This window comes from Mesorhizobium sp. C416B, from assembly GCF_030323165.1.
In the GTDB taxonomy this organism is placed as follows: domain Bacteria; phylum Pseudomonadota; class Alphaproteobacteria; order Rhizobiales; family Rhizobiaceae; genus Mesorhizobium.
Genome location: NZ_CP100471.1, coordinates 1,227,929 through 1,250,428 on the forward strand (window position 1 = coordinate 1,227,929; position 22,500 = coordinate 1,250,428).

General features: G+C 63.8%; 16 protein-coding genes. 7 read left to right on the forward strand and 9 right to left on the reverse strand.

Annotation, left to right across the window (positions count from 1 at the left end; translation table 11 throughout):
- Nucleotides 1–102: 102 nt before the first annotated feature.
- The 4 genes from NLY43_RS06255 to NLY43_RS06270 all read right to left on the reverse strand — a co-directional run bounded on the left by NLY43_RS06255 (nt 103) and on the right by NLY43_RS06270 (nt 6,369).
- Nucleotides 103–420 carry a DUF2934 domain-containing protein gene (locus NLY43_RS06255; protein ID WP_023693883.1) on the reverse strand — a complete coding sequence of 106 codons (318 nt, stop codon included), beginning with the start codon at nt 418–420 and terminating at the stop codon, nt 103–105.
- Between the two features lie 87 nt (nt 421–507).
- A complete protein-coding gene (locus NLY43_RS06260; protein ID WP_023711866.1) occupies nt 508–1,098 on the reverse strand; it encodes a BA14K family protein in 591 nt (196 codons plus the stop codon).
- Between the two features lie 190 nt (nt 1,099–1,288).
- Nucleotides 1,289–5,098 (reverse strand): methionine synthase, encoded by a 3,810-nt coding sequence (gene metH, locus NLY43_RS06265; protein WP_023711867.1) that lies wholly within the window; start codon nt 5,096–5,098, stop codon nt 1,289–1,291.
- Nucleotides 5,099–5,247: 149 nt separating this feature from the next.
- A complete protein-coding gene (locus tag NLY43_RS06270) occupies nt 5,248–6,369 on the reverse strand; it encodes a KamA family radical SAM protein (protein WP_023711868.1) in 1,122 nt (373 codons plus the stop codon).
- A 201-nt stretch (nt 6,370–6,570) separates the two neighbouring features.
- On the opposite strand from NLY43_RS06270, the gene NLY43_RS06275 reads away from it, so the two are divergent.
- From NLY43_RS06275 to NLY43_RS06285, 3 genes are all read left to right on the forward strand, one after another.
- Complete coding sequence (locus tag NLY43_RS06275; RefSeq protein ID WP_023711869.1) at nt 6,571–8,217, forward strand: acyl-CoA synthetase; 1,647 nt, start codon at nt 6,571–6,573, stop codon at nt 8,215–8,217.
- 338 nt (nt 8,218–8,555) lie between these two features.
- On the forward strand, nt 8,556–9,449 hold the full coding sequence (locus NLY43_RS06280; RefSeq protein ID WP_023701849.1) for a hypothetical protein: 894 nt from the start codon (nt 8,556–8,558) through the stop codon (nt 9,447–9,449).
- 262 nt (nt 9,450–9,711) lie between these two features.
- Nucleotides 9,712–12,333 (forward strand): bifunctional diguanylate cyclase/phosphodiesterase, encoded by a 2,622-nt coding sequence (locus tag NLY43_RS06285; RefSeq protein WP_031199429.1) that lies wholly within the window; start codon nt 9,712–9,714, stop codon nt 12,331–12,333.
- A 45-nt stretch (nt 12,334–12,378) separates the two neighbouring features.
- On the opposite strand, the gene NLY43_RS06290 is transcribed toward NLY43_RS06285, so the two are convergent.
- Both NLY43_RS06290 and NLY43_RS06295 read right to left on the reverse strand, forming a co-directional pair.
- Nucleotides 12,379–14,001, reverse strand: a complete 1,623-nt coding sequence (locus NLY43_RS06290; protein ID WP_023701851.1) for an ABC-F family ATP-binding cassette domain-containing protein — start codon at nt 13,999–14,001, stop codon at nt 12,379–12,381.
- A gap of 378 nt (nt 14,002–14,379) precedes the next feature.
- Nucleotides 14,380–15,123: a 2OG-Fe(II) oxygenase gene (locus NLY43_RS06295; protein ID WP_023701853.1), complete on the reverse strand. Its 744-nt coding sequence runs from the start codon at nt 15,121–15,123 to the stop codon at nt 14,380–14,382.
- A gap of 65 nt (nt 15,124–15,188) precedes the next feature.
- Between NLY43_RS06295 and NLY43_RS06300 the strand changes: the two genes are divergently transcribed.
- Nucleotides 15,189–15,647, forward strand: a complete 459-nt coding sequence (locus NLY43_RS06300) for a hypothetical protein (RefSeq protein ID WP_031202147.1) — start codon at nt 15,189–15,191, stop codon at nt 15,645–15,647.
- Between the two features lie 46 nt (nt 15,648–15,693).
- Here the strand turns inward: NLY43_RS06300 and NLY43_RS06305 are convergent, their stop codons facing one another.
- Nucleotides 15,694–16,233, reverse strand: a complete 540-nt coding sequence (locus NLY43_RS06305) for a carboxymuconolactone decarboxylase family protein (protein ID WP_023684792.1) — start codon at nt 16,231–16,233, stop codon at nt 15,694–15,696.
- Nucleotides 16,234–16,277: 44 nt separating this feature from the next.
- Nucleotides 16,278–16,700: an OsmC family protein gene (locus NLY43_RS06310; RefSeq protein ID WP_023670326.1), complete on the reverse strand. Its 423-nt coding sequence runs from the start codon at nt 16,698–16,700 to the stop codon at nt 16,278–16,280.
- Between the two features lie 174 nt (nt 16,701–16,874).
- On the opposite strand from NLY43_RS06310, the gene NLY43_RS06315 reads away from it, so the two are divergent.
- The 3 genes from NLY43_RS06315 to NLY43_RS06325 are packed head-to-tail and all read left to right on the forward strand — an operon-like array spanning nt 16,875 to nt 20,964.
- Complete coding sequence (locus tag NLY43_RS06315; RefSeq protein WP_031199430.1) at nt 16,875–17,327, forward strand: (2Fe-2S)-binding protein; 453 nt, start codon at nt 16,875–16,877, stop codon at nt 17,325–17,327.
- 15 nt (nt 17,328–17,342) lie between these two features.
- Nucleotides 17,343–19,646, forward strand: coding sequence for a xanthine dehydrogenase family protein molybdopterin-binding subunit (locus NLY43_RS06320; protein WP_023713403.1), 2,304 nt, complete (start codon nt 17,343–17,345; stop codon nt 19,644–19,646).
- A 10-nt stretch (nt 19,647–19,656) separates the two neighbouring features.
- A complete protein-coding gene (locus tag NLY43_RS06325) occupies nt 19,657–20,964 on the forward strand; it encodes a c-type cytochrome (protein ID WP_023711870.1) in 1,308 nt (435 codons plus the stop codon).
- A 21-nt stretch (nt 20,965–20,985) separates the two neighbouring features.
- On the opposite strand, the gene NLY43_RS06330 is transcribed toward NLY43_RS06325, so the two are convergent.
- Nucleotides 20,986–22,473 (reverse strand): AMP-binding protein, encoded by a 1,488-nt coding sequence (locus NLY43_RS06330; RefSeq protein ID WP_023711871.1) that lies wholly within the window; start codon nt 22,471–22,473, stop codon nt 20,986–20,988.
- Nucleotides 22,474–22,500 lie beyond the last annotated feature (27 nt).

Here is a 22,500-nt window from a genome sequence, read left to right on the forward strand (position 1 = left end):
GATCAATTTGGGCGCAAAGCTGTCGGAAATGACGGCCTCTGTCGCGACTGCCAAGTGATAAGTGTCAACAAGACACTCTGAAAGATCGTCCTAGCCCTCCGATCAGGACGTTGCCCGCCTCTTTCCCTCAATCCCCCTCGCCGCCTGCTCAACCGCCGCCCTGTCCGTGTCCAGTCTGTCGATCAGCTCCTGCGCCTCGTCGCCCGATATGCCGGTGCGCACGGCGAGTTCCTCGACGGTCAGGACGTCGGTGCTGGCGATCTCGCGCGGCAGGGCGTCGTCGGCGGTCAGCGGCAGCGCCGCCTCGCGGTCGATTTCGGCCTCGGCCCGGTGCCAGTGGTGTTCGGGGTCACCAGTGCCTTCGCGCTCCCAGATCTGGTAGGCGCGCTGCTGTATCTTGTGATGCCGGTCGTCTTCCATGGTGGTTCCTCCCCTGGGCTTTGAGGACGATCCGAACGACCCCAGAAATCCCGCGGTCGCAATCGTTCGCGGCGCCCTTCGCGCTGGCTACTCGCATTGCCGTCTCGGCCCGCCGGAATATGGCTGGTAGCTGTTGTCTTCCGGACGGTAGGAGCGATAGCGGCTGAAGCAGGAGGCGACATGGTCCGGTTCGCCGCCGGCGGCCGCGTAGGCGCCCGCGCCCTCGACATAGCTTGCCTCTCGCGGCGCGGCGCGGTCGGCGGCGAGATAGGGCGATACGCAGGTGCGCTGCTGTCCGCTATAGGACATGTAGCTGTTGTCCTCGGGATCGTAAGAGCGGTAGCGGCTGGCGCACCAGGCGAGATGCGGCGGCGGCAGTTCGGTCCGCGGGATGGCGCCGGTGACGGTGGGATCGGGCTGCTGCCTGGCCGGGTCCTGGGCTGGCTCCCTGGCGGCGATGTCGGCAGGCGCGGACTGCTCGGGCGGCACACGTTCGAAGTCCTGCGCCGTCTTGTCCACCGGCCGCGCTTTCCGGGTCCACAGTTCCGCCACGCTGACGGTCGGCCTTGCCTCCCGCGCTGGCTTGGCGGCAAGCAGCCAGGCTGCGAAAACCAGCCCGCTGCCGAACACCGCAAGGGTCAGCACGAAGCCGCCGACCAGTCCCAAAATCGCTTTCACTCGACACTCCTTGTGTCCCTGCCAATAAAATGCGGGACATCACGGCTTGTTCCAGAAAAGCAGGCGCGAGGGACCTAAGTCTGACCGACCGACAACCGGCAGCTCGCCGAGAACCGGGTGCGGCGCGATTTTTGTCGACGGTGAAAAATCAAGGGAGCGGTCGAGCAGCCATTGGGCCACGTCGCAGCCGCTATTCCGCCGCCTCGGCATAGTGCTGAGGGACATAGTTGAGGATCGGGCCGAGCCAGCGCTCGACATCGGCCAGCGGCATGGCTTTGCGGCGGGCATAGTCCTCGACCTGGTCGCGCTCGACTTTGGCGACGCCGAAATAATAGCTTTCGGGATGGGCGAGATAGATGCCGGAGACCGAGGAGCCCGGCCACATCGCATAGCTCTCGGTCAGGCTGACGCCGGCATTGCGCTCGCCGTCGAGCAGCCGGAACAAGGTCGCCTTCTCGGTATGATCGGGCTGCGCGGGATAGCCGGGCGCGGGGCGGATGCCGCGATAAGGCTCGCCGATCAGTTCGTCGGGCGCCAGCTTCTCGTCTGATGCATAGCCCCAGAATTCCTTGCGCACCTTCTCGTGCATGCGCTCGGCAAAAGCTTCGGCGAAACGATCGGCCAGCGCCTTGACCATGATCGAGGAATAATCGTCATTGGCGCGCTCGAAGCGCTCGGCGATCGCCACCTCCTCGATCCCCGCGGTGACGATGAAGCCGCCGATATAGTCCGGCTTGCCGCTGTCGGCCGGTGCGACGAAATCCGACAGCGCGACATTGGCCTTGCTGTCGCGCTTGATCAGCTGCTGGCGCAGCGTGAAGAAAGTGGCAAGCTCCTGCGAGCGCGCCTCATCCGTGAACAGCCTGATGTCGTCGCCGACGGCATTGGACGGCCAGAAGCCGATGACGCCGCGCGGCGCGAACCATTTTTCCGCGATGATTTTTGTCAGCATCGCCTGCGCATCCTCGAAAAGCTGGCGTGCCGCCGGTCCCTGCTTCTCGTCGTCGAGGATCTTGGGGTAACGCCCTTTCAACTCCCAGGTCTGGAAGAACGGCGTCCAGTCGATGTAGCGCGCGAGCTCCGTCAGGTCCCAGTTGCCGAAAACCTTGACGCCGGTGAAGGACGGCTTCGGCGGCTCATAGGTCGACCAGTCGACCTTGTGCGCATTGGCCCTGGCCTTGGCCAGCGGCAGCCGCTGCTTGTCGGCCTCGGAGCGGGCATGCGCGTCGGCGACCTTTTTGTACTCGGCCCGCACTGTGTCGACGTAGCCGCCCTTGGTCTCGTTCGACAGCAAGGATGACACGACGCCGACGGCGCGGCTGGCGTCATTGACATAGACCGTCTGTCCCTTGGAGTAGCGGGGATGGATCTTCACCGCCGTGTGCACGCGGCTGGTTGTCGCGCCGCCGATCAAAAGCGGAATGTCGAAGCCTTCGCGCTCCATCTCGGCGGCCATGTGCACCATCTCGTCCAGCGACGGGGTGATCAGGCCGGACAGGCCGATGATGTCGACATTTTGCTCGCGAGCCGTCTGCAGGATCTTCGCCGCCGGCACCATGACGCCGAGATCGATGATCTCGTAATTGTTGCAGGCCAGAACGACGCCGACGATGTTCTTGCCGATGTCGTGGACATCGCCCTTCACCGTCGCCATCAGGATTTTGCCGGCTGTCTGGCGCTCGCCATTGTCGATGCCATTGGCGGCGTTGGCCAGTTTTTCGGCCTCCATGTGCGGCAGCAATCCGGCCACCGCCTGCTTCATCACGCGCGCCGACTTCACCACTTGCGGCAGAAACATCTTTCCAGCGCCGAACAGATCGCCGACGACATTCATGCCGGCCATCAGCGGGCCTTCGATGACATGCAGAGGCCGCTCGGCCGCAAGCCGCGCCTCTTCGGTGTCGGCGTCGATGAATTCGGTGATGCCGTTGACCAGCGCATGGGAAATCCGCTGCTCGACTGTCCAGTCGCGCCAGGCGAGATCGCGCTCCCTGGCGTCCTTGCCGGCCGTGCCCTTGAAACGCTCGGCGATCTCCAGCATGCGTTCGGTGGCGGTGCCGCCGGCCCTGGGCGCGCGGTTGAGCACGACGTCCTGGCACGCTTCGCGCAGCTCCGGCTCGATCGTGTCGTAGACGGCGAGCTGGCCGGCATTGACGATGCCCATATCCATGCCGCGCTGGATGGCGTGGTAGAGGAACACGGCGTGCATCGCCTCGCGCACGGGCTCGTTGCCGCGAAACGAGAAGGACAGGTTCGAGACGCCGCCCGAGATGTGGACATGCGGCAGCGTGGCGGTGATCTCGCCGGTGGCCTCGATGAAGTCGACGCCGTAATTGTCGTGCTCCTCGATGCCGGTGGCGACCGCGAAGACGTTGGGGTCGAAGACGATGTCTTCGGGCGGGAAGCCGGCCTGTTCGGTGAGCAGCTTGTAGGCGCGGGTGCAGATCTCGACCTTGCGCGCCCTGGTGTCGGCCTGACCGGCCTCGTCGAAGGCCATGACGACCACGGCCGCGCCATAGGCGCGCACCAGCTTCGCGTGGTGCAGGAACGCTTCCTCGCCTTCCTTCATCGAGATGGAATTGACCAGCGGCTTGCCCTGCACGCATTTAAGCCCGGCCTCGATGATCTCCCATTTCGAGGAGTCGACCATCACCGGGACACGGGCGATATCAGGCTCGGCGGCGATGAGGTTGAGATACTCGACCATCGCCTTCTTCGAATCGATCAGGCCTTCGTCCATGTTGATGTCGATGATCTGGGCGCCATTGGTGACCTGGTCGCGCGCCACGTCGAGCGCGGGGACATAATCGCCCGCCGTGATCAGTTTACGGAACCTGGCCGAGCCGGTGACATTGGTGCGCTCGCCGACATTAACGAAGGGAATCTCGTCGGTCAGCGTGAATGGCTCCAGCCCGGACAGCCGCATCGTGCGCTCGATCTCGGGAATGGCGCGCGGCGGGTATTTTTTCACCGCTTCGGCGATGGCGCGGATGTGCTCCGGCGTCGAGCCGCAGCAGCCGCCGACGACATTGACCAGCCCTTCCCGCGCGAAATCCTCGATCTGCGCGGCCATGAAGTCCGGGCTCTCGTCATAGCGTCCGAATTCATTGGGCAGGCCGGCATTCGGATACGCGCAGACGAAGGTGTCGGCGACGCCCGATATTTCAGCCAGATGCGCGCGCATGGCGTTGGCGCCGAGCGCGCAGTTGAGGCCGATGGTGAAGGGGCTCGCATGGCGCACCGAATGCCAGAAGGCGGTCGGCGTCTGGCCCGACAGCGTGCGGCCGGAGAGATCGGTGATGGTGCCGGAAATCATCACCGGCAGGCGCACGCCCTTTTCGATGAATATCTCGTTGCAGGCGAAGATCGCCGCCTTGGCGTTCAGCGTGTCGAAGATGGTTTCAATGAGAATGATGTCGGCGCCGCCGTCGATCAGGCCGCGCAGCTGCTCGCCATAGGCCAGGCGCAGATCGTCGAAGGTGACGGCGCGGTAGCCTGGATTGTTGACGTCGGGGGACATCGAGGCGGTGCGGTTGGTCGGCCCGAGCGCGCCGGCGACGAAGCGCCGCTTGCCGTCTTCCTGCTGTGCCCTCGCCGCTGCCCGACGCACCAGTCGCGCGCCGTCCCGGTTCAGCGCGTAGACGGCATCCTCCATGCCGTAATCGGCCTGGGCGATCGAGGTCGAGGAGAAGGTGTTGGTCTCGAGGATATCAGCGCCAGCGATGGCGTATTGATAATGGATCTCCTCGATCGCCTTCGGCTGCGTCAGGATCAAGAGGTCATTGTTGCCTTGCTGGTGGCAGGCGCAGCCGGCGAAAGCCTCGCCGCGAAAATGCTCCTCGTCGAAACCGAGGCCCTGGATCTGCGTGCCCATGGCGCCGTCGAGGATGAGGATGCGCTCGCGTGCCGCCGCGGTGAGCACCGCAAGCACTTCCGAACCGTCGGGCTTGGCCGCGACGGGGCCGAACAAAACGTCCAGCGATGCAGAATTCTGCGACATTTTTTATCCTTGAGGCGACAACCATCACATAAGGATATCTTTATGTCAACATACGGAATGCAGGCGAACGCGTCGTGGCGAGAGTTTGGTGCGATGGTCATCCCGATCGACAATGTGACGGCGGCGGTCATCGTGCCGCTGCGCCCTGCCTACACCACGACGTCCCGATACAGCCTCACCTCGCCATCCTGGCCGCGGATGCGCCAGTCCTGCTCTTCCCGCCCCTCGACATGGCATGGCCCGAGCGGCACCTTGCCGCCGCCTTCCGGCAGGTCCAGCACATAGACCGGATTGCAGATGCCCGACAGGCGGGCGCGCAGCGCGCCGGCCAGCGCCTGTCCCTGCGCAATCGTGGTGCGCCTGTGCGCCATGCCGCGCGCGAGGTCGCCATGGTGCAGGTAATAGGGTTTGACGCCGAGCCGGTACATCAGTTCGCGGCAGAGTTCCTCCAGCACCTCGACCGTGTCGTTGACGCCCTTGAGCAGGACACTCTGGTTGAGCAGCACGAAGCCTGCCTGGCGCATGACGCGGCAGGCCAATTCGGTGGCCGGCGTGATCTCCCGCGCATGGTTGAAATGGGTGACGATTGTGACCATCAGCCGGCCCTGCAAGGCGCCAACCAGCCCCGGCGTGATGCGCGCGGGCAGTACGACAGGCACGCGCGTGTGGATACGCAGCAGCCTGACATGCGCGATCGTCTCGATGCGGGCGCGGATTTCGGCCAGCGCCTTGTCCGGCAGCGAAAGCGGATCGCCGCCGGTCAGGATCACTTCGCGGATTTCGGTATGGCCTTCGATATAGGCAAAAGCCTCTTCGAGCGCTTCTCGCGTATAGCCGCGGCCGATCGAGGTCAGGGATTCCTTGCGGAAGCAGAAACGGCAATAGACCGCGCATTGGTAGGTCGCAAACAACAGCACCCGGTCGGCGTGGCGGTGCGTCAGTCGCGGCACCGGACTGAAGGCATGGTCGGCGATCGGATCGTCGAGCTCGCCTTCCGTTTCCGTCAGCTCATCCGGCGATGGAATGATTTGCGCGCGGATCGGGTCGGCGGGATCGTTCCAGTCGATCAGGTCGAGATAGGTTTTGGGGGCACGCACCTTGTGGCGTACGACCGCCTCCTGCGCCGCCGCGCGCTCGGCGGGTGACAGCGGCAGGGAGGCGAGATCGCGGACGCGGCGCACGCCCGCGCGGATGTCGTTTTGCCAGGCGGTGTCGGCATCGCGTTCTTCGTCGGCTGTGGCCGCGTCATCGAAAGTTGAGTCTGGGGTCATTGGGGCCTCGGGGCAATTCTGGCGGTGCTATCGGCCGGATGGACGGTTCGGTCAACTCCAGTGGCTGCGCGCGGATTGTCGCTGCGCTGCGATCCTTCGCATCCCCCGACTATCGCCGTAATCGACCAGCGCAGCAATTTCAGGCAATCTGACCGATAAGGCGCTCCAAGGGGAGATGGGCGCCGCTTAGGGAGGACCGCGATGAGCAAAATGCCGCGCTATGAGGATGCCGTTCAGCGCTTTCGCATCGAAGATGAGATCGCGCGGTTGTATGGCAACCCTGGGACCGGCATCAATGCCTATGTCGAATGCTGCGGCCGCTACACCGGAGAAGACCGGCTGGCGCTGCGCGCGATCTCGGCCGGTGGTGAGCTTCGCGAATTCAGCTTCGACGATCTCGCCGACATGTCGGGGCGCGCCGCCAATGTGCTCAAGGCCGCCGGCGTCCGTGCCGGCGATGTCGTCGCCGGCATGCTGCCGCGCGTCCCCGAACTGGTGGCGCTGATCCTCGGGACATGGCGCATCGGCGCGGTCTACCAGCCGCTGTTCACCGCCTTCGGTCCGAAAGCCATCGAGCACCGCCTCGGCTATAGCGGCGCCAGGATCGTGGTGACCAACCCGACCAATCGCGGCAAGCTCGACGAGGTCGAAACATCAGCGCAAATCGCCAACATCCTTGGCAATGGCGATGTGCTGCCTGCAGGCGACATCGATTTCCGCGCCGCGCTTGGCACCGCCTCGCCCGACTGCCAGCCGGTGATGCGCAAGGGCGACGACTTGTTCATGATGATGTCGACGTCGGGAACGACCGGCCTGCCCAAGGGCGTCCCGGTGCCGCTCCGCGCCCTGCTCGCCTTCGGCGCCTATATGCGCGACGCGATCGGCTTGCTGCCCGACGACATCTTCTGGAATATCGCCGATCCCGGCTGGGCCTACGGCCTCTATTACGCCATCACCGGCCCGTTGCAGCTCGGCATCGCCACGACCTTCCATGAAGGCGCCTTCAACGCCAAGAGCACTTACGACATCATCGAGCGGCTCGGCGTCACCAGCCTTGCCGGCTCGCCGACCGCCTATCGCCTGCTGATGGCGGAAGGCGCGGAAGCTGCGGCCCGTGTCAAAGGCAGACTGCGCGTGGTGAGCAGCGCCGGCGAGCCGCTCAACCCGGAAGTCATCCGCTGGTTCGACGCAAATCTCGCCGCGCCCATTCACGACCATTACGGCCAGACCGAGAACGGCATGATGGTCAACAACCATCATGGGCTCTCGCACGTCGTGCGCGTGGGCTCGGCCGGCTTCGCAATGCCCGGATATCGCATGGTGGTATTGGACGAGGCCGGCAACGAGCTCGGCCCCAACCAGCCCGGCATCCTCGCCGTCGACATCGCGAAGTCGCCGCTGCGCTGGTTCGACGGCTATCACCAAGCCGAGACGCCAGCGATCACGGGCGGCTACTACCGCACCGGCGACACGGTGGAGTACGAGCCGGACGGTTCGGTCTCCTTCATCGGCCGCGCCGACGATGTCATCACTTCGGCCGGCTATCGCATCGGCCCGTTCGACGTCGAAAGCGCGCTGATCGAGCATCCGGCGGTCAACGAGGCGGCTGTCGTCGGCGTGCCCGATCCGCAGCGCACCGAGATCGTCAAGGCCTTCGTCGTCCTGGCGCCGGCTTACAAGGGCAATTCGGAGCTCGCCGAAGAGCTGGCCCAGCACGTCAAGAAACGGCTGTCGGCGCACGCCTACCCGCGCGAGGTCGAGTTCATCACGGAACTGCCGAAGACCCCAAGCGGCAAGATCCAGCGCTTCCTGCTGAGGAAGGCGGAGGTGGAGAAGCGCAAGGCGTGATTAGGCGCCAATCTCCCCCCTCGAGGGGGAGATGTCGCCGAAGGCGACAGAGGGGGTCGTTGCGCGTGAAGCGCTAACGTCGTCTCGCGCTGCAAAAGGAGTCAGCGCTTCACGCGCGGCGACCCCCTCTGGCCTGCCGGCCATCTCCTCCCTCAAGGGGGCAGCTCCAACGCCGTCTTTTTTCAGCCCGATGTTGTCATGTATCCTTGGAATCGAACGTAGAGCAGGGTTTATATCATGCGGTGGGTCTGGACGTTTCTGTTTGCGCTGGTGAGCAGCGTGGCTTTCGCGGCCTCGCCGGAGGACGACTATATCGAACGTAGAGCAGGGTTTATATCATGCGGTGGGTCTGGACGTTTCTGTTTGCGCTGGTGAGCAGCGTGGCTTTCGCGGCCTCGCCGGAGGACGACTATGTCGCCGCGCGTGACAAGGCGATGGCTGATATCGCGGCGCTGAACAGCGCGAACGCGGCAATCGAGACCATCGACGCTGAGAACGAGAAGGCGCTGGCCGACCTCCAGCAGCGTCTTGCCGGCATTATCGGGCCGCTGGCGGTCAAGGACTTTCCGCCAACCGGCACAATCAATATCGAAAGCCTCAGCGACTCCGATATCGGCTATGGCATGCTCGATGGGCTGCGATACACCAAGGGCGACGACGGGCCCAGCCTGGTGGCAACGACGCGAGGGCTGCTGGAGCGCTGGCTCCAGTCCAGAACCGCCGAGACCGACGAAAGTTTCAAACTGCCCGCCGGCATCGATGAGGCGCTTAAGCTGGATGCCTTCTATACCCAGGCGATCAACAGCGACGCCGCCTTCGAGGGAACGCTCGACTTTCCATTGAAGAAACCCGAAGGCGCCGACATCGCCTTCGCACGGCTCGGCGGCTGGACGCAGGACGTCGGGCCGATCTATGAGCAGGAAGTCATCGTTACGCTCGTCAAAGGCAACAGCGTGAGAATTGTCGCAGCGCCGGCAGCCCCTGCCGTTCCGAAGATCGCCGCTTGCGACGCCGTGTGGGCTGCTGCGGACGCCGCCGCGCAGAAATTCCAGGAGGCCTACCAGGCATCGGACCTGAAGGACGAAAAAGCGTTCGATTCCTCCAACGCCGCCTGGGACAAGGGCGACAGCGACTACCGGGCCTGCATGGCGGAGCGCCTGCCGGCTGACCCGGCTTTCCCGGCGCTGCTCGCCCAGGCGCAGGCGCTGGCCGATCAAATGGCTGGGAAGTAAGCCTCCCGCAAGGGCCCGCGCGGCAAGATAAGGCGGCTTGTTGCAATCTGAGGCGAATATGACTTCGCCGCTGGGTTGCAGAACTCTGCAACCTGGCGTCCTACTTTCGGACACTCATTCAGATTTCGGCTGGACCCTGGCAGCCAAAAGCTTACCGTTTGTTCTCGGATTCGTCTCGAAGCTCAAACTTAAGCTTTAGCTACTATGGTCGACCGAAGGACTACTGTCCTGGAAAGGTCTTCGGATCGAGTTGGCAGGTGCAATGCTCAATTCCGGCCGGTTGAAACGGGCCGTTTTTTCTTCCGCCAACTTGCCGGCGGCGATTGCCTTTGTCGTGCTTCTCGTCTGCGCCCTGGTTGCCGACCAGAGGAACAGAGAGGTCTCCGATCAGCTGGCGCGCGCCGACGTCCTCGCCAAGGTCAACATCATACGCGCCAAGCTCGAAGGCAACATAGGCGGCAATCTCCAGCTGGTTCAGGGTCTCGTTTCGACAATCGTTACCGAGCCCTATATGGGCCAGCAAAGATTTGGGGCACTCGCCCGTAATTTGTTCGAGCAAAAATCGCAGTTGCGCGATATTGCCGGCGCCCCCGACCTCGTCATCGCGCTGATATATCCGCTGGAAGGCAATGAAAAAGCCATCGGGCTGGACTACCGCAAGAGCGATACGCAACGCACGGCCGCGCTTCGCGCCCGTGACCAGCGCGCGCTGGTGCTCGCCGGGCCGGTCAAACTGGCGCAAGGCGGACGTGGCTTCATCGGCCGTATCCCGGTCTTCGTGCCGACGGCGGGTGGCGGCGACCGTTTCTGGGGTATCGTCTCGGCCGTGATCGATGTCGATCGGCTCTACGCTGCCAGCGGACTGACCGACCCTGATCTGGATATCGATGTGGCGCTTATCGGCAAGGATGCGCTCGGCGGCGGCGGGGAACTGTTCTTCGGCGGCGATAATGTCGTGTCCGGCAATCCGGTGATGGCAGAGGTGCAATTGCCTTCAGGCTCCTGGCAAATTTCAGCCATACCGAAGGGCGGTTGGCCGACCGCTCCGAAAAATGAGTGGCTGTTGCGTCTGCTCATGGCGCTTGCCGGCGCGCTGGTGGTGCTGCCGATCCTCGTGGCAGGACGTCTTTTCGGTGAGCGGCAGAAAAATGACGCCGAGTTGAGGCGCCTGTCCCGGCGGCTGGAGCTGGCGTTGGAAGCCTCTGCTATAGGCGTGTGGGAGCACGATACCGTCAGCAACGAACTCGTATGGGACGACCGCATCAACGAAATCTATGGCAAACCCGCCGGCGGCAAGACCCGTAGCTATGACGACTGGGCCTTGGCGATCCATCCCGAAGACTTCGAACGGGCTAAAGCAGATTTCGATTCGGCTGTTGCAACACAAGGCCCCTACTCTTCGCAGTATCGGCTCCTGCGGCCGGACGGCACCATTCGCCATGTGCGCACCCGCGCCAGTTTCTTCCGGGACATCGACGGCACGCCAAAAATGATCGGCGCCGAATGGGATGTGACAGGCGACGTGCTGCTCAACGAGAATCTCATGCGTGAACGTCGCCTTTCAGAATCGAAAAATGCCGAACTGAACCTGGCCAAAGCCCGCATCGAGCATGTCGCGATGCATGATTCGCTGACCGGTCTGCCCAACCGTCGGTATCTGGACGAGATGCTTGCCGAAAACCGCGAAGCCGACGGCCGTGCGGCGTTGCTGCATCTCGACCTTGACCGGTTCAAGCAGATCAACGACACGCTCGGCCATGCAGCGGGCGATGCTTTGCTGGTGCATGCTTCGAAAGTCATCAAGGCCAGCGTCGGCAGTGCCGATTTCGTTGCGCGCATCGGCGGCGACGAGTTTGTCGTGCTGAGCCATGGACGCGACGACAAGGAACTCGCCGCGCTGGCCGACCACATTATCGATGCGATGCGCCAGCCGGTCGACTATCTGGGTCACCAGTGCCGGTTCGGCGTCAGCATCGGCATTGCGGCCAATAGCGGCGTCGATGCAAGGCAGTTGCTTGTCAATGCCGATCTGGCGCTGTACCGGGCGAAAGGCCGCGGCCGCAACCGCTACGAGTTTTTCAACGAAGAGCTGCAGAGCGAGATCGTGCGGACCAAGCAGACCGCCGACGAGATTCTGGGCGGGCTCGAGCGGAACGAATTCGTCGTCTACTATCAGCCGCAGTTCGACGCCAAGACGCTGGAGATCGTCGGCGTCGAGGCGCTCTCGCGTTGGGATCACCCGCAACGCGGCATGCTGACCCCCGACGCCTACATCAAGTTGGCTGAAGAACTCAATGTCGTGGCGCTTATCGACCGCACCGTCCTGGAGCAGGCGCTCGATAATTTCGAGCGTTGGTCGCGCAGCCACCTCAACATCCCGCGCGTCTCGGTCAACGTTTCCGCACGGCGCCTGGAAGACAGGGACCTGATCAAGGGTTTGCGCAAGCTTCCGATCAAGGAAGGGACCGTGTCGTTCGAACTGGTGGAGTCGATTTTCCTCGACGAAAACGACGAGCTGGTCAGCTGGAACATCGAACACATCAAGGGGCTCGGCATCGACGTCGAGATCGACGATTTCGGCACCGGGCATGCCTCGATCGTCTCGCTGTTGAAGTTGCGGCCCCGTCGCCTCAAGATCGACCGCCAGCTGGTCACCCCCATCACCAGCTCAACCGCACAGCGGCAGCTTGTGTCGTCCATCATCGACATCGGCAAGTCGCTCGGGATCGAAGTGATCGCCGAGGGCGTCGAGACGATGGAGCACGCGCGCATCCTGAAAGAGCTTGGCTGCGACATCCTGCAAGGCTTCCTGTTCGGCTACCCGATGGATGCCAAAGCCTTCAAGGCCTTCGCGCAGTCGCGCAAATGGCTGGCGGCGAGCTGACAAATCCTGGCTTTGCCGGACGCAAATGCGGACGCAGGACCTGCGTCAGGTCCGCAGCCCCGGCGCCTCGTGCCCGGTCCTCTCCACATATTCGGTATAGCCGCCGCCATAGGTGTGGATGCCTTCTGGCGTCAGTTCCAGCACGCGGTTGGAGAGTGCGGCCAGGAAATGGCGGTCGTGCGAGACGAACAGCATGGTGCCTTCGTATTGCGACAGCGCCGTGATCAGCATCTCCTTTGTGGCGATGTCCAAATGGTTGGTCGGCTCGTCCAGCACCAGCAGGTTGGGCGGGTCGAACAGCATCAGCGCCATTACCAGGCGCGCCTTTTCGCCGCCCGACAGCACCCGGCATTTCTTCTCGATCTCGTCGCCGGAAAAGCCGAAGCAGCCGGCGAGTGCCCTGAGCGGCGCCTGGCCGGCTTGCGGAAACGCGTCCTCCAGCGTCTGGAACACGGTGCGTTCGCCCTCCAACACCTCCATGGCGTGCTGGGCGAAATAGCCCATTTTCACACTCGGCCCCCGAGCAACTGTGCCGGCATCCGGGTCAGACGCGCCGGCCACCAGCTTCAGCAGTGTCGACTTGCCGGCGCCGTTGACGCCCATGATGCACCAGCGCTCGCGGCGGCGGACCTGGAAGTCCAGCCCCTCATAGATCGAGCGGCTGCCATAGCCCTTGTGGACGTTCTTCAGCGTCACGACATCCTCGCCGCAGCGCGGCGCCGGCTGAAAATCGAAATTCACGATCTGACGGCGCTTGGGCGGCTCGACACGATCGATCTTGTCGAGCTTCTTCACCCGGCTCTGCACCTGGGCGGCGTGTGACGCCCGCGCCTTGAAGCGCTCGATGAAAGCGATCTCCTTGGCCAGCATGGCCTGCTGGCGCTCGAACTGCGCCTGCTGCTGCTTGTCGGCGATCGCCCGCTGCTGCTGGTAGAATTCGTAATTGCCGGAATAGGCGGTGAGCGAACCGGCGTCGATCTCGACCACCTTGTTGACGATGCGGTTCATGAACTCGCGGTCATGCGAGGTCATCAGCAGCGCGCCCTCATAACCTTTCAGGAACTGCTCCAGCCAGATCAGGCTTTCGAGATCGAGATGGTTGGACGGTTCGTCGAGCAGCATGACATCGGGCCGCATCAACAGGATGCGGGCCAGCGCCACGCGCATCTTCCAGCCGCCGGACAGTTTGCCGACATCGCCGTCCATCATTTCCTGGCTGAAGCCCAGGCCGTCCAGCACTTCGCGGGCGCGGCCATCGAGCGCATAGCCGTCGAGTTCCTCGAAACGGTGCTGCGCCTCGCCATATTTCTCGATGATCTCATCCATCCGGTCGGCCTGCTCGGGATCGGCCATGGCCGCCTCGAGTTCGGCCATTTCGGCCGCCACGTCGCTGACCGGCCCGGCGCCGTTCATCACTTCGGCCACAGCACTGTGGCCGGCCATGTCGCCGACATCCTGGCTGAAATAGCCGATGGTGACGCCGCGATCGACCTGCACCTGGCCCTCGTCGGGCTGCTCCTGGCCGGTAATCATGCGAAACAAAGTCGTCTTGCCGGCGCCGTTCGGACCGACAAGGCCGATCTTCTCGCCCTTCTGTAGCGAGGCCGAGGCCTCGATGAAGACAAGCTGGCGGCCGTTCTGTTTGATGATGCTTTCAAGACGGATCATGCGACTGGAAGAACCTTGGAGGATTTTCCCCGGCCCTTACGCGATCGGCCGCGCCAGAGGAAGCGCCCATTTGACGCCGCGCGCAAAAGCCGCTGCGGTCCGCACCTCCAGAATGCAAAACAGCCCGCCGCGCGATTTGCGCAACGGGCTGTTTTTGAACCAGCTTCTGTACTCAGTTCGGTGCGGGCACTTCCGCTTCTATTGACGGCACCTGCTGGGCGGCGAGCGAGGCGAGCTTGCCCCGTCTGACGAGTGTCGGCTTCTCATAGGATCGTTTCATAAATTCCCCTCTCTTACACAAGCGGAGACTGTTCCGCCGAACTCGCCATGTCAATAAGCAGCCGGTAGTGAAGTGCTTTGGCAGTGTCCGACGAATTGTCACTTCGCGTCGTGGAAAATGATTCCCACCGTATGCCGCCGTCCCGAGCGCAGGCGGCTGACGCCGTGCCTGAGGTTGACCCGGTAATGGCCTTTCGTGCCTTGCACCGGGCGGTTGTGGACAGCAAAGATCACCGCATCGCCCCGGGTCAGCGGCACCACTTCGGCACGGCTTTGCATGCGCGGGCGCTGCTCGGTCAGCACGAATTCGCCGCCGGCGAAATCCTCGCCCGGCTGCGACAACAGGATTGCGACCTGCAGCGGAAAAGCGAGGTCGCCATAGAGGTCCTGATGGAGGCAGTTAAAGTCGCCGGGGCCATACTGGAGGAGAAGCGGCGTCGGCCGCGTTTGGCCGCTTTCGTGGCAAAGCTGGAGGAAGGCGGCATGGTCATCGGGATAGCGCCGTGCCACGCCCATGCGTTCGTTCCAGTCGTTGGCGACGCCGGCCAGCCTCGGATAGAGCGCGGTGCGCAGGCCACCGACCAGATCCGGCAGCGGATAGCGGAAATAGCGGTACTCGCCCTTGCCGAAGCCATGGCGGGCCATCACCACATGGCTGCGGAAATGGTCCTCATGCGGATAGAGACCGGCGATCTCGGTGCACTCCTCGGGTGAAAGCAGCGCCGGCATGACGGTGCTGCCGTGGCTGTTCAGTTCGCCGATCAGAGCACTCCAGTCCTGCGCTGCGATGCGCGCTTCGGCCGAATGGGCTGCGCGTTTGGTGCTTATCGAATGGATGGTCATGGATGCCTCCTTTGCTTGCGGTCAAAGTGGGGCGAACGAGGCGCCTGGGCCACCCGATTCCTGCGATGAACATTGTCATCTGCTGCCGGCAGCGATTAACTGTGTACATGCATCTTTCGATCGAACCGCTAAATGGCGTCAAAGGGCTTCCTCTCGGATCGTCTAAGGCGACTGTCAGATCCTTCTTTTCAGGAGAGCTCAAGGTCTTCCGGCGGAGCCCAACCAGCGTTCCGGCCGACCATTGGCCGGACCTTGGAGTATTCGCCTATTACAAGGCCGATGGCGCACTCGAAGCGCTAGAATTCACCTCGCCTGCGATCTTGGAACTGGGTGGCGCGTCGCTGTTTCCGATTTCCATGGAGGTTGCGCTGAGGTTCTTGAGACAAACCGACCCCCATGTGAAGGTCGAGATCGATAGCGCGATTTCGAATGCTCTCGGCATCAGCATCTGGACAGCCATAGGAAAAGAAGCGGACTCCCAGGTGGAAACACTTTTGCTGTTTGGAGCCGGCTACTACGGCTGATCCTTCCGGGCGATATCCACTGCAGATCGACTGCGTATCGATCGCATCAGACCGGATCGGCACCCTTGCGGCGATACGCCTCCAACTCAGGGTCCAGATCGACCCTCACCGCGTTTGTGAACAGGCAGGTCGCCACCATGATGCCGGCGAAGGCGACGAGGTTGACCAGCAGCGTGTCGTCATAGCGAGCCTTCAGCGCTGCCCAGATGTCGTTCGGAATGACATTGGCATCGGCGGCGACTGCCTTGCCAAATTCGATCAGCAACGCCTCGTCGGAGGTTGGCTGGATTGCCTCGGGATCAAGGCCACCATCGATCAGCGCGCGGCGGAAGAAGGTAAGCGGTATCTCGGCGCGGCATCTCTCGGAGATCGCCAGCGACAACAGCCAGACAGCGCGGTCGTCGAGTGCGGGCTTGAGCAGATCGCGCAGGGTGAACCATTCGGCATAGATGCGGTGGGCCGCCGGTGAATGCAGCAGGATGCGCTTCATGTTGGTCATGCGTCCGCGCAGGCCAAGCTCCCTGTCGTGCTCGGCGCGGATGTCATGCGATGCCGAGGCGTAGTCGATCGGCGGGATCATGGCCATGGGACGGTCCTTGGTTGGTGGCAGCGAGGCATTCTGCGAAGCCCTCACCCAAGCGTCGTATGCAATTGCGGCGCGGCGCGCAGCGTGTTGGACACCGTGCAGATCGCTTCGGCGTCCTCGACGATCCGCTGCTTGGTCGCAGCGTCGAGATCGCCTGAGATGTCGAGCCTGATGTTGAGCCTTTCGACGCGCGACGGCTCGTCCTTGGCCTTCTCGCCGCTGACCTCGGCGCGCACCTCGCCAAGCGCGGCGGCAACCCCGAGGCGGGAGGCGGCGATGCGCGCGCTCAGCACCATGCAGGCGGCGAGCGAGGCGTAGAGCAGGTCGAGCGGATTGAAGCCCGGCGCGCTGACGCCGGTGACGACATCGACTGCACCGCCGGTCGGAGTGGTGATGGAAGGCAAGCCGCCGGGCTGCAGCGTCGCCGTCGCGCCGGTGACGCGGGTCCTGACCTTCAACTCAGCCATCGCAAAAACCTTTCAGCTGGCAGCCCGGCAAAGATCAGGGGCACTGTGGCGCGCACACGAGTGCGATTTGCACACGCGTTGCGGTGCCGAACAACATGCATGTGATTAGACACTACCGGCAAACAGGTGCCTACTGCATTGTCCACGGGGATCCGGATAACCGAGGAGAGGCCCATGATTGCGCTCAATGTAAACGGCGAGGATCGCAGTGTCGACGTGCCGGGCGATATGCCATTGCTGTGGGTGCTACGCGATGTCATCGGCCTGACCGGCACAAAGTTCGGTTGCGGCATCGCCCAGTGCGGCGCCTGCACGGTGCAGCTTGACGGGCAACCGGTGCGATCCTGCGTGTTGCCGGTCGCGTCGGTTGGGTCGCGCCATGTCACCACCGTCGAGGCGATCGGTGCGACGCCGTCGGGCAAAAAAGTGCAACAGGCATGGCTCGACCTTGAAGTGATCCAGTGCGGCTATTGCCAGTCCGGCCAGATCATGTCGGCCTCGGCGCTGCTGGAGCGCAACCCCGACCCGAGCGACAGCGATATCGATGCCGCCATGTCCGGCAATATCTGCAGGTGCGGCACCTACACGCGAATAAGAGCGGCCATAAAACAGGCCGCGAAGGCCTGAGGGAGATAGCCAGCCATGAGCAAGCCGTCCTCCTCCCCCACCCAAAAATTCACCTCGCGCCGTGCCTTCCTGCAGGGCAGCGGCCTTCTGCTCGGCTTCACCATGCTGGGCGCCGGCACCAGGCCCGGTTTTGCCGCCGCCGAGCCCGTCGAGGGCGACGTCACCGCCGCCTTTTCACCCGATGCCTTTATCCGCATCGACAGCGACGGCAAGATCACTTTCATCCTGCCCAACATCGAGATGGGACAAGGCACCCACACCGGCGAAGCGACGCTGATTGCCGAGGAACTGGAAGTCGGCCTCGACCAGGTGAAGGTCGTCGACGCACCGCCCAACGACAAGCTGTACGCCACCGCTGCGCTTGGCGGCCAGGCAACGGGCGGCTCGACCTCGATGCGGGCTACCTGGGAATCGCTGCGCAAGGCAGGCGCCGTCGCCCGCACGATGCTGGTTGCGGCAGCAGCCGCGCAATGGGCGGTTCCGATTTCGGAATGCAGCGCCAAGCTTGGCGTGGTCACGCATCAGCCGACAGGCCGGCAGCTGGCCTATGGCGCGCTCGCCGACGCAGCCGGCAAGCAACCGGTGCCGAGCGACGTCAAGCTCAAGGCCCCCACGGATTTCCAGCTGATCGGCAAGTCGCTGCGCCGGGTCGACACGGCGGGCAAGGTAAATGGCGCAGTGGTCTACGGCATCGATGTGCGCGTGCCCGGCATGAAGGTGGCGACGGTCGCCGCCTGTCCGGTGATCGGCGGCAAGCTCGGCGATGTGGACGAGACGGCGGCACGCGCCGTTCCAGGCGTGCGCGATATCGTCAGGCTGGACAATGCGGTCGCCGTGATCGGCGATCATTTCTGGGCTGCCAAGAAAGGCCTCGAGGCCCTCACCATCACCTGGGACGAAGGCGCCAACGCCAGGCTTTCAAGCGACGATATGATGAACACCTTGAAGGCTGCGTCCAAAAACAAGACACCGATCATGGCGCGCCAGGAAGGCGACGTCGCCGGCGCGCTGAAGGCTGCCGTCAACACGGTCGAGGCAAGCTATGAGCTGCCGTTCCTGGCCCATGCGCCGATGGAGCCGGTCAACTGCGTCGTGCATGTGCGCGCCGATGAATGCGAGATCTGGCTCGGCACCCAGGTGCCCACCCAGGCGCAAGGCTGGGCGGCACAGGTCACGGGCTTTCCGCTCGACAAGATCATCGTGCACAATCACCTGATCGGCGGCGGCTTCGGCCGCCGGCTTGTCGCTGAATATGTCGGCCAGGCGGTGGCGATCGCCAAACAGGTGAGCTACCCGGTCAAAGTTATCTGGACGCGTGAAGAAGACATCCAGCACGATCTCTACCGGCCGACCTACTACGACCGGATATCAGCCGGTCTCGGCGCCGACGGCTTGCCAACCGTGTGGATCGACCATGTCGCCGGCGGTTCGGTGTTGGGTAATTACATCCCCGGCGGCTGGCCTCAGGACAAGCTTGACGACGATGCCGTCGAGGGCGCCGCCAAACCGCCCTATGATCTGCCGGTCATCCAGGTCGACTGGGTGCGCGAGGATCCGCCGGTGCCGATCACCTGGTGGCGCGGTGTCGGGCCGACGCACAATGTCTTCGTGGTCGAAAGTTTCATGGACGAACTCGCCTATGCGGTGGGCAGGGATCCGGTGGAGTATCGCCGGGCGCTGACCAAGAACCAGCCGCGGGCCGCAGGCGTGCTCGAGCTTGCGGCCGAAAAGTCGGGATGGGGCTCGCCGCTTCCGGCCGGCAGCGGCCGCGGCATTTCCCTGCACGATGCCTTCGGCAGCTTCATGGCCGCGGTGCTGGAGATCTCGGTTTCAGCGGCCGGCGAGATTACGCTGCAGCGCGCGGTGGTGGCCGTCGATTGCGGCATCGCCATCAACCCAAACACGGTCGAAGCCCAGATCGAAGGCGGGTTGATCTTCGGCCTGTCGGCGGCGCTCTACAGCGGCATCACTTTCAGCAATGGCCGCGTCGACCAGAGTAATTTTCACGACTACCGCATCCTGCGCAACAATGAGGCGCCGAAGATCGAGGTCTATCACGTCAAGAGCCTGGAATCGCCCGGCGGCATCGGCGAGACAGCAACGGTTTCGGCCGGGCCTGCCCTTGCCAACGCGATCTTTGCCGCGACGGGAAAACGCCTGCGCAGCCTGCCCATCGACCGCAACCAGCTGAAGAGCGACGGCGCCGACAAGACCAGCGTGTCGATGGTGCCGCCGCCCGCAGCACCCTTGCTGGCGGTGCTGGCGAACAGCAGGGAGCGCCCGGAGACCGGCATCGTAACCGAAGCCGAAGCGCTGTGAGGGCCAGGCCATGAGAAGTTTGGTCCGCATCCTCCTCGCTGTCGTGGTCGTCATCGCCGCCGGCGCTGCGATCTTCCTGTTCAAACCGGCGTCGCTGCCGGACGTCTCCGTGGCGGCAGCGAAACTGCCGACCGGTCAGGCGCTGATCGATCGCGGCGAATATCTGACGCGCGCGGCCGATTGCGTCGCCTGCCACACAACCGGAGGCGGCACGCGCTATGCCGGGGGCCTTGCCTTCAAACTGCCGTTCGGCACCGTCTATTCCCCAAACATCACCGCCGACAAGGAAACCGGCATCGGCGACTGGAGCGACGCGGAGTTCGTGCGTGCCTTGCATCAGGGCATCGACAAGCAAGGCCGCAATCTCTATCCGGCCTTTTCCTATGCGGCCTACGCCAGGATGACCACGGAAGATGCGCTGGCGATCAAGGCCTATCTGTTCAGCCTGCCGCCGGTGCACGCCGAGGCGCCGAAGAACGATCTGAGTTTTCCGTTCAACCAGCGTTATGTCCTGCGGTTCTGGAACCTGTTGTTCGTTCCCGACGGTCCGTTGCAGCAAGACGAAAAGCAGAGCGCGGAATGGAACCGCGGCGCCTATCTCACCGAAGCGATGGCGCATTGCGGCGAATGCCACACGCCCCGCAACCTGTTCTATGGGCTCGACAACAGCAAGAAATTCGCCGGCGCCGAACTGCAGGGCTGGAAGGCCTACAACATCAGTTCGGACAAGACGACCGGCATCGGAAGCTGGAGCGAGGAGCAGCTGTCCAACTATCTCTCCAAGGGTCATGCGGAAGGGCGTGGTGCGGCCACCGGCAACATGGGCGAAGCCGTCGACTACAGCCTGCGCCATTTGACGCCGGAAGACATCAAGGCGATCGTCACTTACGTAAAAACCGTTCCGCCGCAAGTCAGCAGCGACAAGGCGATCGTCGAAGTCGAGCCGCCGGCAACACTGACGACGTCCATCGCCTACGCTCCGTCTGCCGATTCAGTGGCGCAAGGCGGGCTCGGCCTGAAGCTGTTCCAGGGCGCCTGTGCCAGCTGTCACGGATGGAACGGCGAAGGGCTGCAGACACCTTATGCGGCGCTGCGCGGCAGCCGCACGGTCAATGACCCCGATGGCACAAACCTCATCCAGGTCATCCTGAAGGGCGCGCATATGACGACGCCGCTCGGCAAGCAGGCGATGCCGGCTTTCGCCAATGCCTATTCGAATGTCGAGATCGCGGCGCTCGGCAACTATGTGCTGGCGCATTTCGGCGGCAAGCAATCCGCCATCACGCCGGCCGACGTCGCCAAGGCGCGGGCGCAGTGAGGACGGCGGTGAAGCCCGATCTCACCGCCCGCGCAAGATGTGTTTCTGAATCTTGCCGGAGGCGGTGCGGGGCAACGCGTCGGTGAGCAGGAATTCCTTCGGCACCTTGTAGCGGGCGATGCGAGCCGCACAGTGCGCCGCGAGCGCCGTCGGATCGAGGACGCAGCCAGCCTTTAGCACGACGAAGGCGCGGCCGACCTCGCCCCAGCGCCCGTCGGCGATGCCGATGACGGCGACGTCCGAAATGTCGGGATGATCGAGCAGCGTCATCTCGACCTCGGTTGGATAGACGTTCTCCCCGCCCGAAATGAACATGTCCTTGCGGCGGTCGACGAGGGTGACGAAACCATCTTCGTCGCGGCGCGCAATGTCGCCGGTGCGGAACCAGCCATCCGATGTAAAGGCCTGCGCCGTCTCATCGGGCCGGTTCCAGTAGCCCGGCGTGACATTGGGGCCTGACAGCCATATCTCACCCGGCTCGCCGGCTGCGGCGTCGTGGCCATCTTCGTCCACGATGCGCAGCGACAAAGACGGCGCCGGCAGGCCGGCGGAGCCGGCCTTGCGGGCGATCTGGTGTGCCTCGACCGGCATGCCGAGCACGGTGCCGGCTTCGGTCATGCCGAAGCCGTCGACCATGCGCACGCCCTGCTCCAGCCACCAAAGGATGTCGGCGGCGGGATTGGGCGCGCCACCGGTAAAGATGGCCGTCAGCGTGGTCCAGTTCGCCGGCGCGAACGCGGTGCCGTCGCGCAGCATCCGTGCCATTTGCGGGACGCAGAAATAGTGGGTGACGCCGAGGTCCGGGTCTGCCAGACGGCGGTTGGTGAGACCGGCCTCGAAGCCGGGCGAGATCAGCACGGTGCCGCCCTGCAGCAAGGGCGGACGCAGGCTGGTGATAAGGCCGATGACATGGAACATCGGCGCGTCGCAGAGGAAGATGCTGGAATTGCCGACGCGGCCGAGCACGCCGAAATTGACCGCGGTGGCGAACGCATTGGCCTCGGTCAGGATGACACCCTTGGGCCGGCCCGATGTGCCGGAGGTGTAGAGGATGATCGACGGTACATCGCCCGCCGGCAAAGCGCGTCGTAGCGCGGGCGCTTGCGCTTCGGCCGCCGCGGCAAAGGCCCTGACCTCCACAGGTACACAGCCTTTTGGCAGCGCCGTAATCAGCGCCGCGTCGTGCAGCAGCAGCACCGGCTCGCAATCGGCCAGGACCGTCTGCTGCTCGACGGCGGAAAGGCGCCAGTTGACCGGCACGAAGATGGCGCCGAGCCGCATGGCGGCCTGCTGCGCGATGAGTAGATCGGCGCTGTTGCGGGCGAGCGTCGCGATGCGTTGTCCCGGCTCGATGCCGTAGTCTTCCAGCACAGCCATGGCGCGCTGGATGGCCTCGTCGAGCGTACGGTAAGTCCAGCGCCGCCCGGATGCGAGATCGACGCAGGCGACGCGCTGCGGCTGCGCGCCCGCGTGCAGCGCCACGGGGTCTGAAGTCGTCCAGGCCGGCATCTCGCTTCTCCTCCCCGATTGGATATT

Excerpts from the sequence above, each read along its gene's own strand:
- NLY43_RS06325 (WP_023711870.1), top strand. The coding sequence starts at position 19,657 with ATGAGAAGTTTGGTCCGCATCCTCCTCGCTGTCGTGGTCGTCATCGCC.
- NLY43_RS06275 (WP_023711869.1), top strand. The coding sequence starts at position 6,571 with ATGAGCAAAATGCCGCGCTATGAGGATGCCGTTCAGCGCTTTCGCATC.
- NLY43_RS06280 (WP_023701849.1), top strand. The coding sequence starts at position 8,556 with ATGCGGTGGGTCTGGACGTTTCTGTTTGCGCTGGTGAGCAGCGTGGCT.
- NLY43_RS06295 (WP_023701853.1), bottom strand. The coding sequence starts at position 15,123 with ATGACCATCCATTCGATAAGCACCAAACGCGCAGCCCATTCGGCCGAA.
- NLY43_RS06305 (WP_023684792.1), bottom strand. The coding sequence starts at position 16,233 with ATGGCCATGATCCCGCCGATCGACTACGCCTCGGCATCGCATGACATC.
- NLY43_RS06270 (WP_023711868.1), bottom strand. The coding sequence starts at position 6,369 with ATGACCCCAGACTCAACTTTCGATGACGCGGCCACAGCCGACGAAGAA.
- NLY43_RS06310 (WP_023670326.1), bottom strand. The coding sequence starts at position 16,700 with ATGGCTGAGTTGAAGGTCAGGACCCGCGTCACCGGCGCGACGGCGACG.
- metH (WP_023711867.1), bottom strand. The coding sequence starts at position 5,098 with ATGTCGCAGAATTCTGCATCGCTGGACGTTTTGTTCGGCCCCGTCGCG.
- NLY43_RS06255 (WP_023693883.1), bottom strand. The coding sequence starts at position 420 with ATGGAAGACGACCGGCATCACAAGATACAGCAGCGCGCCTACCAGATC.
- NLY43_RS06290 (WP_023701851.1), bottom strand. The coding sequence starts at position 14,001 with ATGATCCGTCTTGAAAGCATCATCAAACAGAACGGCCGCCAGCTTGTC.
- NLY43_RS06330 (WP_023711871.1), bottom strand. The coding sequence starts at position 22,473 with ATGCCGGCCTGGACGACTTCAGACCCCGTGGCGCTGCACGCGGGCGCG.
- NLY43_RS06315 (WP_031199430.1), top strand. The coding sequence starts at position 16,875 with ATGATTGCGCTCAATGTAAACGGCGAGGATCGCAGTGTCGACGTGCCG.
- NLY43_RS06320 (WP_023713403.1), top strand. The coding sequence starts at position 17,343 with ATGAGCAAGCCGTCCTCCTCCCCCACCCAAAAATTCACCTCGCGCCGT.
- NLY43_RS06285 (WP_031199429.1), top strand. The coding sequence starts at position 9,712 with ATGCTCAATTCCGGCCGGTTGAAACGGGCCGTTTTTTCTTCCGCCAAC.
- NLY43_RS06300 (WP_031202147.1), top strand. The coding sequence starts at position 15,189 with ATGAACATTGTCATCTGCTGCCGGCAGCGATTAACTGTGTACATGCAT.